Annotated in this window: 10 protein-coding genes and 1 pseudogene; 8 read left to right on the top strand and 3 right to left on the bottom strand. The window is 68.5% G+C overall.

Annotated features, from left to right (window positions below; translation table 11 throughout):
* Window positions 1–67 precede the first annotated feature (67 nt).
* Window positions 68–2,167 carry an MDR family MFS transporter gene (locus tag OG627_RS04595; protein WP_329061665.1) on the top strand — a complete coding sequence of 700 codons (2,100 nt, stop codon included), beginning with the start codon at window positions 68–70 and terminating at the stop codon, window positions 2,165–2,167.
* A gap of 99 nt (window positions 2,168–2,266) precedes the next feature.
* Here the strand turns inward: OG627_RS04595 and OG627_RS04600 are convergent, their stop codons facing one another.
* Window positions 2,267–2,728: a YchJ family protein gene (locus tag OG627_RS04600; protein ID WP_329061667.1), complete on the bottom strand. Its 462-nt coding sequence runs from the start codon at window positions 2,726–2,728 to the stop codon at window positions 2,267–2,269.
* Between the two features lie 31 nt (window positions 2,729–2,759).
* Window positions 2,760–3,530 carry an IclR family transcriptional regulator gene (locus OG627_RS04605; protein WP_329061669.1) on the bottom strand — a complete coding sequence of 257 codons (771 nt, stop codon included), beginning with the start codon at window positions 3,528–3,530 and terminating at the stop codon, window positions 2,760–2,762.
* Window positions 3,531–3,696: 166 nt separating this feature from the next.
* Between OG627_RS04605 and OG627_RS04610 the strand changes: the two genes are divergently transcribed.
* The 6 genes from OG627_RS04610 (at window position 3,697) to mmsB (ending at window position 10,897) form a co-directional block, all read left to right on the top strand.
* Window positions 3,697–4,860: a mandelate racemase/muconate lactonizing enzyme family protein gene (locus OG627_RS04610; protein WP_329061671.1), complete on the top strand. Its 1,164-nt coding sequence runs from the start codon at window positions 3,697–3,699 to the stop codon at window positions 4,858–4,860.
* The gene (locus tag OG627_RS04615) at window positions 4,857–5,870 is read left to right on the top strand and encodes a zinc-dependent alcohol dehydrogenase (RefSeq protein WP_329061673.1); all 1,014 of its coding nucleotides are present in this window, start codon (window positions 4,857–4,859) and stop codon (window positions 5,868–5,870) included. The genes OG627_RS04610 and OG627_RS04615 overlap by 4 nt, the downstream gene beginning before the upstream one ends.
* A gap of 96 nt (window positions 5,871–5,966) precedes the next feature.
* Window positions 5,967–6,944, top strand: coding sequence for a hypothetical protein (locus OG627_RS04620; protein ID WP_329061675.1), 978 nt, complete (start codon window positions 5,967–5,969; stop codon window positions 6,942–6,944).
* Window positions 6,945–6,951: 7 nt separating this feature from the next.
* Window positions 6,952–8,058: a multiple monosaccharide ABC transporter substrate-binding protein gene (chvE, locus tag OG627_RS04625; protein WP_329061676.1), complete on the top strand. Its 1,107-nt coding sequence runs from the start codon at window positions 6,952–6,954 to the stop codon at window positions 8,056–8,058.
* Window positions 8,055–9,641: a multiple monosaccharide ABC transporter ATP-binding protein gene (gene mmsA / locus OG627_RS04630; protein WP_443073414.1), complete on the top strand. Its 1,587-nt coding sequence runs from the start codon at window positions 8,055–8,057 to the stop codon at window positions 9,639–9,641. The genes chvE and mmsA overlap by 4 nt, the downstream gene beginning before the upstream one ends.
* 5 nt (window positions 9,642–9,646) lie before the next feature.
* Window positions 9,647–10,897: a multiple monosaccharide ABC transporter permease gene (gene mmsB, locus OG627_RS04635; protein ID WP_329061678.1), complete on the top strand. Its 1,251-nt coding sequence runs from the start codon at window positions 9,647–9,649 to the stop codon at window positions 10,895–10,897.
* A gap of 81 nt (window positions 10,898–10,978) precedes the next feature.
* Here the strand turns inward: mmsB and OG627_RS04640 are convergent.
* Window positions 10,979–11,716 (bottom strand): annotated as a pseudogene (locus tag OG627_RS04640) (SAM-dependent methyltransferase); the annotation flags it as partial.
* A 53-nt stretch (window positions 11,717–11,769) separates the two neighbouring features.
* Between OG627_RS04640 and OG627_RS04645 the strand changes: the two are divergent.
* Window positions 11,770–13,314, top strand: coding sequence for a recombinase family protein (locus tag OG627_RS04645; RefSeq protein WP_329061680.1), 1,545 nt, complete (start codon window positions 11,770–11,772; stop codon window positions 13,312–13,314).
* Window positions 13,315–13,319 lie beyond the last annotated feature (5 nt).

Raw genomic sequence — 13,319 nt, forward strand, 5'->3', positions numbered from 1 at the left:
GAACGTTCTCTCACCGGTCTGGCCGCCCCCGCATGCGTACCGCCGCAAGGGGTGTGACGGTGCGGAGATGACGACTGCCAGCGTGACCAGGCCCCCCGCTTCGGCTCCCGCGCCGCCCGTGCTCGACAAGCGACAGCGGAACGTCGTCTTCGCCACGATCATGCTCGGCATGCTGCTCGCGGCGCTGGACCAGACGATCGTCGGTACGGCGCTGCCGACGATCGTCTCGGACCTGGGCGGCGCGGCGCACATGTCGTGGGTGGTCACCTCGTATCTGCTCGCCGAGACCGTCGCCACCGTCCTGGTCGGCAAGTTCGGTGATCTCTTCGGCCGCAAACTGATCTTCCAGATCTCGGCCATCATCTTCATCACCGGTTCGTTCCTCTGCGGTCTGGCGACCGACATGACGCTGCTGATCTCCTGGCGCGCACTCCAGGGCATCGGGGCCGGCGGGCTGATGGTCACGGCGATGGCGCTCATCGCCGATGTCATCCCGCTGCGCGAACGGGGCAAGTACCAGGGCGCGATCGGAGCGGTGTTCGGTGTCGCCACGGTGGTGGGGCCGCTGCTCGGCGGGGTCTTCACGGACAATCTGAGCTGGCGCTGGTGCTTCTACATCAATGTGCCGATCGCGATCGCCGTGGTGATCGCCGCCGCCCGCACCATCCCGTCCGTCAAGTCGGTGTCCCGGCCCGCCATCGACTATCCGGGCATCGCGCTGGTGGCCGTGGGGGCGAGCGCGCTGATCCTGGCGACGAGCTGGGGCGGCAACCAGTACGCGTGGGGGTCCCCCGTCATCCTGGGACTCTTCGCCGGCGGGATCGTCGCGCTGGCGCTGTTCTGCCTGGTGGAGACGCGCGCGGCCGAACCGATGCTGCCGATGCGGCTGTTCCGTACCCCGGTCTTCGCGGTCTGTTCGGTGCTGAGCTTCATCGTGGGGTTCGCGATGCTCGGCGCGATGACGTTCCTGCCGACGTATCTCCAGTACGTCGACGGCGACTCGGCGGTGATCTCCGGCGTCCGTACGCTGCCGATGGTGATCGGCCTGCTGATCGCCTCGGTCTTCAGCGGCAACGTGGTCAGCAGGACGGGCTCCTACCGGCTGTTCCCGATCGTCGGCTCGCTGGTGATGGCGGTCGGGCTGTATCTGCTGTCACGGATGGGGCCCGGCTCCGGGGTGTGGCGCGAGTCGGCGGCCATGTTCGTGCTGGGGCTGGGGATCGGGCTCTCCATGCAGGTGCTGACGATCGCCGTGCAGAACACCGTCGAGTACGCGGACCTCGGCACGGCCACCTCCGGGGTCACCTTCTTCCGTACGCTGGGCAGCGCCTTCGGCACCGCCGTCTTCGGCACGATCTACGCCAACTCCCTCAAGCCACGGCTGCGCACCGGTATGGCCGAGGCCGTGCGGGCGGCGGGCGCGGGCGCCGATCCGGCGGCCGTCGCGAAGGCGGCGCAGAGCCCGCAGGGGCTGCACCGGCTGCCCGCCGCGCAGTCGGGGCCGGTGATCCAGGCGTACGCGGACTCGCTGCACACGGTGTTCCTGGCGACGGTCCCGGTGGCGCTGCTGGGGTTCGTGGTGGCCCTCTTCCTCAAGCAGGTGAAGCTGCGCGACTCGGCGCGGGCCGGCTCCACCGACATGGGCGAGGGGTTCGCGTCGCCGGGCTCGGGCGACTCGGCGCGGCTGCTGGAGCTGTCCGTGGGCAAGATCCTGCGCTCCACGCACAAGGAGGAGGCGCGCGGCATCCTCGCGTCCTCCGACACGCGGCTGGACACGGCCGGGGCGTGGGCCGTGATGCAGGTCGAGCTGTTCACCCGGATGGTCGGCCACGCCAGTCTGGGGCTGATCGCCGGACGCCACCGGATCCCGCCCGAGGTGCTGCTGCCGGTCTTCGACCGGATGGTCCAGGAGGGGTATCTGAGCCGGACCGGCAATCTGCTCTCGCACACGGAGGCGGGACGGCGTGAGGCCGGCGTGATCGCCGGGGCCTGGGGGCGCTGGCTGAGCGAGCGGCTGGAGGCCGACCGGGGGCGGCCGAGCGACCGCGAGCTGCGCGACGCCGCGGACGCGATCGCGAAGCGGCTGCTCGCCGAGGATCTGGCGCACGATCTGCCGGGCGGTCACGGGCTGCGGCCGTCGGGGGCCACGCGCGCGACCACGGGCTGATCTCGCGCCGACCGCGTCGAGCCTGCGTCAGCCTCCACGCCGACCGCGCGCCGACCGCGCGTCAGCCGCCGCGTCGGCCGCTCGCCGGTCACGCGCCGGTCACTCGGGGAAGGTGCCGTCCACGTAGACCCAGGCGCCCTCGTGCCGCTCGAACCGGCTGCGTTCCAGCAGTTCGCCGTCCCGGCCGTCCTCCCGGAAGCGCGCGCGGAAGGTGACGGTCCCGGTGGTGTGGAACGCGCTGCCCTCCGTGGTCTCCACGATCTCCAGACCGGTCCAGCGCGTCCCCGGGTCGAGTTCCAGCCGCGCGGGCCGGGTGGCGGGGGCCCAGGTGCGCAGCAGATACGGCGCGTCGAGCACGGCGAAGGCGCTGTAGCGGGAGCGCATCAGCGTCTCGGGCGTCGGCGCCGCGGCCGAGCCGGTGTGGAACCGCCCGCAGCACTCGCCGTACGGGGCGCTCCGCCCGTGCGGGGCGCTCTGCCCGCAGGGGCAGGGCGAGTCGGCGGTGACGGCGCCGACGGCGCGGCGGGTGGTGCGGACGGTACGGGAGGTGCGACGGGCCATGGCGCCATTGTCCCCCGCGTCCCGGCCGCGTTCAGTGGCGGCCCCGGTGTCCCAGCCGCGCGGAGAGCGCGCCCGCGCCCTTGACGGCGAGCTGGGCGAGTTCTACTTCGCGCTCGTCGCTCCAGCGAATCATCGGTACGGAGATGGACAGGGCGGCGACCACCCGGCCGACCCGGTCGCGTACCGGCGCGGCCACGCAGCTCACATCGGGGTTGGACTCGCGGTGCTCGACTGCGAAGCCGCGCTCCCTGATGCCGGTCAGCTCCGCGCGCAGCGCTTCGGGTTCGGTCAGGCTGGCGGGCGTCATCGCGACGAACTCGTGGTCGGCCATACGGAGATCGAGGTCGTCCTGGGGCAGCGAGGCGAGCAGCATCTTGCCGACCGAGGTGCAGTGGGCGGGCAGCCGGCGCCCGGCGGCGGAGACCATCCGGACCGCGTGGGTGGAGTCCACCTTCGCGATGTAGATGACGTCGGTGTCCTCCAGAATGGCGACATGGACGGTCTCGTCGCAGGTCTCGGCGATCTCGCGGGCGACCGCCCGGCCCTCGGCGGCGAGGTCGAGCTGCTCGGCGTAGCGGCTGCCGAGCTGGTAGGAGCGCACCCCGAGCCGGTAGCGGCCGGGCTGGCCGGGGACGGCGGCCAGATAGGAACGGGCCGCGAGCGTGGTGAGCAGTTCGTGCACGGTGGTGCGCGGCAGCTGGAGTCTGCGGATGACGTCGGGCGCGGAGAGCGTGCCGTCGCCCTCCAGGAAGAGTTCGAGTATGTCCAGGGCCCGCGTCACCGCGGGGACCAGGCGACCCACGACCGACCACCCACCCCTCTTGTTCGGTACTTCGGCCGTCGGCCGAGATGACGAACACAGGCTAACCGGTGCACTACCCATTGACACCCCTCGGAGAGCCTGAATACGGTCACGCCACGATTTCGAACGTGTGACGAAATTTCGAACGCACCCTAGGGACATCGCCTTGCGCATTACGGGAATCAGCACGCATGTCGTCGGTACGCCGTGGCGTAACCTCACCTACGTCCTGGTCCATACCGACGATGGTCTCACCGGAGTCGGCGAGACGCGGATGCTCGGCAGAACAGACGCGCTCATCGGCTATCTGCGGGAGGCCGAGGCCAACCACATCAAGGGCTCCGACCCGTTCTCGGTCGAGGACCTCGTACGCCGGATGAAGTACGGCGACTACGGGCGGGCCGGCGAGATCGTCATGTCGGGGATCGCGGTCGTCGAGATGGCCTGCTGGGACATCAAGGGCAAGGCCCTGGGCGTGCCGGTCTGGCAGCTGCTCGGCGGCAAGGTCACCGACCGGGTCAAGGCGTACGCCAACGGCTGGTACACCACCGAGCGGACCCCTGACGCGTACCACAAGGCGGCCCAGGCCGTGGTGGCGCGCGGCTACCGGGCCCTGAAGATCGACCCGTTCGGGACCGGCCACTTCGAGCTGGACCGGGCGGCGAGCAATGACGCGGTGGCGCTGATCGAGGCGGTACGGGACGCGATCGGGCCCGAGGCCGAGCTGATGCTGGAGATGCACGGGCGGTTCAGCCCGTCGACCGCCATCCGGCTCGCACGCGAGATGGCCCCGTACGCCCCGGCCTGGCTGGAGGAGCCGGTGCCGCCGGAGAACCTCAAGGCGCTGGCGAAGGTGGCCGAGCGGGTGGATCTGCCGGTGGCCACCGGCGAACGCATCCACGACCGGATCGAGTTCCGCGAGCTGTTCGAGTCGCAGGCCGCCGACATCATCCAGCCGGACGTGGGCCACATCGGCGGCATCCTGGAGACCAGGAAGCTGGCCGCGACCGCCGAGACGCACTACACGCTGATCGCGCCGCACAACGTCGGCGGTTCGGTGCTGACCGCAGCGAGTCTCCAAGTGGCCGCCTGCACGCCGAACTTCAAGATCCTTGAGCACTTCAACGACTTCGCGGACGCGGAGATCAAGAAGGTCGTCAAGGGCGCCCCGCAGGTCGACCCGGAGACCGGCTGCTTCGAGATCTCGCACGCGCCGGGCCTCGGCGTCGAGTTCGACGTGGACGCGGCAGCCGAATTCCCGCAGCAGCGGGCGCGGTTCGACCTGTGGGCCGAGGGCTGGGAGAAGCGCGATCCGAAGGCCGGCCGGTGAGCGGTCGGTCGGTCGTCGTCGAGCGGCCCGGTGTCCACCGGCTGGTGACGGGCCCCGAGCCGGTGCCGGGCCCCGGTGAGGTACGGGTACGGGTCGCCGCCGCCGGGATCTGCATGAGCGACCGCGAGGTGTACGACGGCCGGCGCGACGCGGCCTATGTGCGCTACCCGGTGACGCCCGGTCACGAGTGGGCCGGGACCGTGGACGCGGTGGGCGCCGGGGTCGGCAGCGAGCTGATCGGCCGCCGTACGGTCGCGGAGGGCTTCCGCGCCTGCGGGGCGTGCGACCGGTGCCGGGAGGGCGAGACCTCGCTGTGCGAGGGCGGCTACGAGGAGACGGGCTTCACCGTGCCCGGCGCCTTCGCCGACCATGTCGTGGTCCCCGCGCGGCTGTTGCACCCGCTGGCCGACGACGCCGATCTGCGCGCCGCCGCCCTGCTGGAGCCCGCCGCGGTGGTCGCCGCGGCGGTACGGGCCGGGCGGCCCGAGCCGGGCGAGCGGATCGCCGTGGTCGGCGCCGGCACCCTGGGGCTGCTCGCCGTACAGCTGCTCGCGGCCTCCTCCCCCGGTGAGCTGACCGTGATCGACCCGCGGGCCCGACGGACCGAGCAGGCAAGGGAGTTCGGGGCGACCGGAGCGGGAACCCCGGAGGAGGCCAAGGAGCTGCACGGGCGCTACGACCTGGTCGTGGAGACGGCCGGGGCGCCCGCCACCGCCGCCTCCTCGTGTCTGCTGGCCCGGCGGGGCGGCCGGGTGGTGCTCACCGGGATGTTCACCCCCGGGGCCACCGGGATCGACCCGGTGCATCTGTCGCTGCATCAGCTGACGGTGCGCAGCGTCTTCGGCGCGCCGTCCGCCGCCTGGTCCTACGCTGTACGGGCCTTCACCACCGGCCTGTTGGACCCGGCGCCGCTCATCACCCACGAGTTCCCGCTGGAGCGGTTCGGCGAGGCCGTCGCGCTGGTCGGCGGCGGCGACGCGGGGACGGGAAAGGTGCTGCTGCGCCCCTGACCGTGCGCCCGCCCCGCACCGCCGCTCGTCGCCCGCCGCTCGTCCATCGCCTTCCGCACCACGACCACGCGCATCACTGAACCGAAGGACTCGTCCGTGACCGAAGCTTCCGCCCCCGCCCCCCGCCGCCCCGGCGCGCAGGCGCTCGCCGCGCTCGGGCTGGCCGCGCCCGACCTCGACCCCGCGGACACCTCCCCGCACGCCTTCCCCGACGGCGGTACCTGGCGTACCGAAGTCCCCTCCGTGGAGGGCCCGGAGTGCCTCGCTGAGGTGCTCAAGGAGTCCGCCAGGCTCGATGTGCCCGTCCACCGCATCAGCCAGGGCAGCGGTGTCTGGATGCTCTCCGACGCCGACATCACCGAGATGGTCGACGCCTGCGCTTCCCGCGACATCGAGCTGTGCCTGTTCACCGGGCCGCGCGGTACCTGGGACATCGGTGCCTCCACCCGTACGGACTCCCGCGGCGCGGGGCTGCGCGCCCGGGGCCACGACGCGCTGGCGGGCTGTGTGGAGGACGCCGCGCGCGCCACCGAGCTGGGGGTGAAGTGCCTGCTCGTCGCGGACGAGGGGGTGCTGTGGACCCTGCACCGGCTGCGCGAGCGCGGCGTGCTGCCCGCCGACACCACCTTCAAGGTGTCGGCGCTGATCGGCCCGGTCAACCCGGCGTCGTACGCCGTGTTCGAGCAGTTGGGCGCCGACTCGGTCAACATCCCCTCGGACCTGGCGCTCGCGCACTTCACCGAGATCCGCCGGGTCAGCCGCGCGCCCATGGACCTCTACATCGAGGCGCCCGACGACCTCGGCGGCTACGTCCGGATGTACGAGGCCGCCGAGTTGATCCGGCGCGGCGCCCCGCTCTATCTCAAGTTCGGCCTTTCCAAGGCCCCCGGCATCTATCCCTACGGAGCCCAGTTTCGCGAGACTGCCCTGAGCAGTGCCCGCGAGCGGGTCCGCCGCGGCAGGCTCGTGCTCGATCTGCTCGCCCGGCACGGGGCCGACGGCGGAATGTCGCCGCTCGGTTCCCGGCTGCCGGGACCGCTCAACCGCTTTTCCGTGACCCATGACAAGGACTGATGCACCCATGCGAACCCGTCGAGCCGCACTCGCCGTCACCGCCGTGTCCCTGGTTCTCTCCCTCGCCGCCTGCGGGCAGAGCGGCGAAGGCGGCAGCAAGGAGGGCGCCAAGGACCCCAAGGACGCCACCATCGGCATCGCCATGCCCACCAAGTCGTCGGAGCGCTGGATAGCCGACGGCGACAACATGGTCGCGCAGTTCAAGAAGCTGGGGTACAAGACCAACCTCCAGTACGGCGAGAACAACGTTGCCCAACAGGTGGCCCAGATCGAGAACATGATCACCAAGGGCGTGGACGTGCTGGTCGTCGCGGCCATCGACGGCAAGGCGCTGAGCGATGTGCTCCAGCAGGCCGCCGACCAGAACATCAAGGTCATCTCCTACGACCGGCTGATCCTCGGCACGAAGAACGTCGACTACTACGCGTCGTTCGACAACGAGAAGGTCGGGGTGCTCCAGGCCGAGTACCTCGTCGACAAGCTCGGTCTGAAGGACGGCAGCGAGAAGGGCCCGTTCAACATCGAACTGTTCGCGGGTTCGCCGGACGACAACAACACCCGCTACTTCTTCGACGGCGCGTGGAAGACGCTCAAGCCGTACATCGACAAGAAGCAGCTCGTCGTCAGGAGCAACCAGACCCGGCTGGACCAGATCACCACATTGGGCTGGGACGGCGGGACCGCGCAGAAGCGGATGGACAACCTGCTCACCAAGGCGTACAGCTCGCAGCGGGTGGACGCGGTGCTCTCGCCGTACGACGGCATCTCGATCGGCATCCTGTCGTCGCTGAAATCCGACAGCTACGGGACCAAGGCCAAGCCCTACCCGCTGGTCACCGGGCAGGACGCGGAGATCGCCTCGGTGAAGTCGATCATCGCGGGGCGGCAGACCATGACGGTCTACAAGGACATCCGGCTGCTGGCCGAGCGGGCCGTGCAGATGGCGGACGCGGTGCTGCACGACAAGAAGCCCGAGGTCAACGACGAGAAGACCTACGACAACGAGGCGAAGGTCGTCCCGGCCTATCTGCTCAAGCCGGTCGGCGTGGACAAGTCCAACTACCAGAAGGAGCTGGTGGACTCGGGCTACATCAAGGCGAGTGACCTGAAGTGAGCGGAGCCTCCGCACCAGCCGCCGCGGCCGCGTCCCGTACGCCGGCCGCCGCGGTCCTGGAGATGCGTTCCATCGTCAAGACCTTCCCCGGGGTCAAGGCCCTCTCCGACGTCAGCCTCACGGTCGAGCGGGGCGAGGTGCACGCGGTCTGCGGCGAGAACGGCGCGGGCAAGTCCACCCTGATGAAGGTGCTCAGCGGCGTTCATCCGCACGGGAGTTACTCGGGAGAGATCCTCTTCGACGGCGCCCCGTGCGCGTTCAAGGACATCAAGGCCAGTGAGGCCCAGGGCATCGTGATCATCCATCAGGAACTCGCCCTGGTGCCCTACTTGTCGATCGCCGAGAACATCTTCCTGGGCAACGAGCACGCCGGCCGCGGCTTCATCAACTGGAACGACACGCTGAAGCACGCCGCCGCCCTGCTCAAGCGGGTGGGTCTGAACGAGCATCCGCAGACCCGGGTCGCCGACATCGGCGTCGGCAAGCAGCAGCTCGTGGAGATCGCGAAGGCGCTCGCCAAGAAGGTGAAGCTGCTGATCCTGGACGAGCCGACGGCGGCTCTCAACGACGGGGACAGCGCCCAGTTGCTGCGCCTGATCAAGGAGTTGAAGGAACAGGGCATCACCTCGATCATCATCTCGCACAAGCTCAACGAGATCTCCGAGGTGGCCGACTCGGTCACCATCCTGCGGGACGGCCGGACCATCGAGACCCTCGACGTACGGGCGGAGTCCACGACCGAGGACCGGATCATCCGGGGCATGGTGGGCCGCGACCTCGACAACCGCTTCCCCGACCGCACCCCCTACGAGGGCGAGCCGGGGGCGCATCCGGCGCTCGAAGTACGCGACTGGACGGTGCACCACCCGATCGACCAGCAGCGCAAGGTCGTGGACGGGGTCTCGGTCCAGGTCCGCAGGGGCGAGATCGTGGGGATCGCCGGGCTGATGGGCGCGGGCCGCACCGAGCTGGCGATGAGCGTCTTCGGGCGCAGCTACGGCCGCAACATCAGCGGCACGGTGGTCAAGGACGGCCGCGAGATCCGTACCCGTACGGTGCCGGAGTCGGTCGAGCACGGCATCGCGTACGTCACCGAGGACCGCAAGCACTACGGGCTCAACCTCATCGACACGATCGGCCGCAACATCAGCCTGAGCGCGCTGTCCAAGGTGTCCCGGCGCGGCATCGTCGACGAGCACGAGGAGAGCCGGGTCGCCGAGTCGTACCGCAAGAGCATGAACATCAAGGCCCCGACGGTCTTCGAGCAGGTCGGCCGGTTGTCGGGGGGCAACCAGCAGAAGGTCGTCCTCAGCAAGTGGATCTTCGCGGGGCCCGATGTGCTGATCCTCGACGAGCCCACGCGCGGTATCGACGTGGGCGCGAAGTACGAGATCTACACGGTCATCGACAAGCTCGCCGCCGAGGGCAAGGCCGTCATCTTCATCTCCTCAGAACTCCCCGAGCTGCTGGGCATGTGCGACCGCATCTACACGATGGCGGCCGGCCGGCTCACCGGTGAGATCCCGCGCGCTGAAGCGACCCAGGAAGTCCTGATGCGCCACATGACCAAGAACACGAGGTAGTCGACATGGGTCCGGTCACCACCGACACGCCGAAGGGCGACACACCGAAGGACTCCCCGCCGAAGCCGCCCGCGGGGCGCTCGGCCACCGGGGAGCTGCTGCTGGAGGCCGCACGCCGCAACATGCGGCAGTACGGCATGCTCATCGCGCTCGGCCTGATCGTCGTCCTGTTCCAGATATGGACCGACGGTGTGCTCCTCAAGCCGAACAACGTCACCAATCTGGTGCTCCAGAACAGCTACATCCTGGTGCTGGCCATCGGCATGATGATCGTCATCATCGCGGGCCACATCGACCTCTCGGTCGGCTCGCTGGCCGCGTTCGTCTCCGCGGCCTGCGCGGTGATGATGGTCGAACACGACATGCCCTGGGTGCTGGCGCTGATCCTCGGGCTGCTGATCGGGGCGATCGCCGGGGCCTGGCAGGGCTTCTGGATCGCGTACGTCGGCATCCCGTCGTTCATCGTCACACTGGCCGGGATGCTGCTCTTCCGCGGCGGTACGCAGATCTTCCTGGGATCGCGTTCGCTCGGCCCGTTCCCCGAGGGCTTCCAGAAGATCTCCACCGGCTATCTGCCCGAGGTCGGCCCCAGCACGAACTATCACAACCTGACCGTGCTGATGGGGCTCGCGCTGCTGGCCTTCGCGCTGTTCCAGGAGTTCCGGGACCGGCGCAGGCAGCAGCAGTACGAGCTGGAGGTGCTGCCGCTCAACCTCTTCGTCCTCAAGTGCGTGGCGCTCGCCGCCGCCGTCCTCGCCTTCACGATGACGCTGGCCAGCTACCGGGGCGTGCCGGTGGTCCTGCTGCTGCTCGCGGCGCTGCTGATCGGCTTCGGCTATGTGATGCGCAACGCCGTGATCGGCCGTCATGTGTACGCGCTGGGCGGCAACCAGGCGGCGGCGAAGCTGTCCGGGGTCAAGGACAAGCGCGTCACGTTCCTGGTCTTCGTCAACATGGGGGTGCTCGCGGCGCTGGCCGGGGTGGTCTACGCGGCCCGGCTGAACGCGGGTGTGCCGCAGGCGGGCATCAACTTCGAACTGGAGGCCATCGCCGCCGCGTTCATCGGCGGCGCGTCGATGAGCGGCGGGGTCGGCACGGTGTTCGGCGCGATCATCGGCGGGCTGGTGCTCGGCGTGCTGAACAACGGCATGTCGCTGGTGGGCGTCGGCACCGACTACCAGCAGGTCATCAAGGGCCTGGTGCTGCTGGCCGCGGTGGGCTTCGACGTCTGGAACAAGCGGCGCGTGGGCGCCTGACGCCCGAACCCGACCCGGGAGAAAACACGCGGCGCCGCAGCGCACCTGAAAGTGCTGCGACGCCGCGCCCCCGTGATTCGGTTAGAGCTTGCGTGCCACGCCCACGTACCCCGGGACGGGACCGTCGCCGGGGACCGGGACGGGCTCCCCGAGTCCGGGGTGCCAGTCGGCGGCCAGCGAGATACCGGGCTCGGCGAGTTCGAGCCCCCGGAAGAAGGCGGTGAACTCCTCGCGGGAGCGCATGGCGAGCGTCAGCCCCCGCTCCCGGTACATCCGCGTCGCCCGGTCCGCGCTGCTCCGGTCGTAGTCCCCCGTGGCGTGGGAGAGGACCAGATAGCTGCCGGACGGCAGCGGGGCCAGCAGCCGGCGCACCAGTTCGTACGCGCCGTCCTCGTCGGAGACGAAGTGCAGCAGCGCGACGAGCGAGAGCGCCACCGGCCGCTCCAGGTCCAGGACCTTGGCCGCCGCCTCGATGATGGCCTCGGGTTCGCGCACATCGGCCTGGACGTACTCCGTCACGCCCTGCGGCGTGGAGCGCAGCAGGGCCTCGGCGTGGCGCAGCACGATCGGGTCGTTGTCCGTGTAGACGACCCTGGACTCGGGAGCGGCCCCCTGCGCTATCTGGTGCAGGTTGGGCTCGGTGGGAATCCCCGTGCCGATGTCGAGGAACTGGCGCACCCCGCCGACGGTGACGAGCCACCGGACGGCCCGGTGCATGAACGCCCTGTTGACCCGGGCCATCTCGGGAGCGCGGGCGTCCAGGGCGACGAGGCCGCGTGCCATCTCCTCGTCCACCGGATAGTTGTCCTTTCCGCCCAGCTACTTCCGCCAAATGTAGTCACGCGAGAGTGACACGAGGGGTCGTGGCGGGAATGAACGTAGATGTGGAGACAACACCGTACGACGGATGCGGCAAGTGCTTCGTCGCCGTGCGCCGTCTGTCGAGGAAAAAGGACAGCACCAACTCACCGGTGAAGCAGGCAGGTCAGATCCTGTCAGCAGCGGAAGCAGTGGGAGGCCACATCATCGGGTGGGCCGATGACTGGGAGGTGTCCGGGGCAACAGACCCATTCTCACGTCCGAAGTTGGGCCCGTGGTTGCGAGGCGAGAAAGGAGACTACGACGGCATCGTCGGTTCTGCCGTCGACCGTATCGGAAGGAACGTCCGGGACGTCCTGAATACGGCTTACAACAATCATGAACAAGGCCGAGTGTTGGTAACGGCCGATCATCCGGGAATTTGGGATCTTGACGATCCGAACCAAGAGAACGAACTGACATTCAAAGCTCTGGGCGCTCAGATGGAGCACCGACAGATTCGCACCCGTAACCGCGACGAGACGGTAAGGGCAAGGAAGGCAGGGACAAAGACAAATGCCGCCGCCTACGGGTATCACTTCATTCGACTGACCGCCAAAGGGAAAATCGACCACATGGCGATCAGCGAGAAGTCCGCACAGAACGCCCGCAATATCGCGAGGCGCATTCTTACAGACGAGACAGGATTGATCACTGCCGCAACCGAGGCAGCACGACTCAACCGAGAGAAAGTACCTTCGCCAGCCGATTACCGCAGAGTCATGTACGGCGGAAAGGCTAGGGGATCACTCTGGACCGCTAGGACAGTTCTCACAATCCTCACGGGCGAGGCGAGCCTGGGATATCTCATGCACTCCGAAAAGCCAGTTCTAGGAGATGACGGAGAACCCATCAAACTCGCAGAAGGACTTTGGAGCAGCGAGACGCGCGATGCACTAATCGCCAAGACAGCTCCAAAATGGGGCGGCGCACCCCGAGCACCTAGGACTGTGCACATGTTGACGGCTGGTCTATCGGAGTGCGGAGTGTGTGGCGTCCGCCTGTACACCGCAGGTCCGTCGCACAAAATCGCCTACGGATGTACGGCACGCGTAAAGGGAATCGCAACGTCGCAACATTGCAGCCCCGCCCCGTTCATGCTCATGCATCTTCTGGACGGACACGCAGAGGAATGGTTCCTCGCCCGGTACGGGAGCGCCGAAGTGATGCGGAAGGAGTTCATCCCCGGCACACGGCATGGGGCGCGTATCACAGAACTGAACAAGAATCGGAGCCGCTTGAGGGAAGACCGCACAGCGGGACTCTATGACTCACCGGATGACGCCGATTGGTACCGGAGGGAGTATCAACGCATGGGCGATGAGATTACTAAACTTAAGAAGCTTCCGGAGAAACCGTCAGGGATTCAGATGGTCCCGACGGGAAAGACGGTTGCAGATGAATGGCACGCAGCCACAGGCAACGCAGAGAAGCGCGAAATGCTTGCGAAGTTCTCAATCAAGGTGAAGCTCTACCCAGCGGGAGCAAAAGAACGAGTCGCCATCACAGGCGCCAATCCATACACCCACCACCAGGAGGATTCGAACGAGTCGACCTGATTCAC

This window comes from Streptomyces sp. NBC_01429 (genome assembly GCF_036231945.1).
In the GTDB taxonomy this organism is placed as follows: domain Bacteria; phylum Actinomycetota; class Actinomycetes; order Streptomycetales; family Streptomycetaceae; genus Streptomyces.

Bases quoted from the DNA above. Each gene is read 5' to 3' on its own strand.
- OG627_RS04595 (WP_329061665.1), top strand. From the start codon at position 68: ATGACGACTGCCAGCGTGACCAGGCCCCCCGCTTCGGCTCCCGCGCCG.
- OG627_RS04600 (WP_329061667.1), bottom strand. From the start codon at position 2,728: ATGGCCCGTCGCACCTCCCGTACCGTCCGCACCACCCGCCGCGCCGTC.
- chvE (WP_329061676.1), top strand. From the start codon at position 6,952: ATGCGAACCCGTCGAGCCGCACTCGCCGTCACCGCCGTGTCCCTGGTT.
- mmsB (WP_329061678.1), top strand. From the start codon at position 9,647: ATGGGTCCGGTCACCACCGACACGCCGAAGGGCGACACACCGAAGGAC.
- OG627_RS04645 (WP_329061680.1), top strand. From the start codon at position 11,770: ATGAACGTAGATGTGGAGACAACACCGTACGACGGATGCGGCAAGTGC.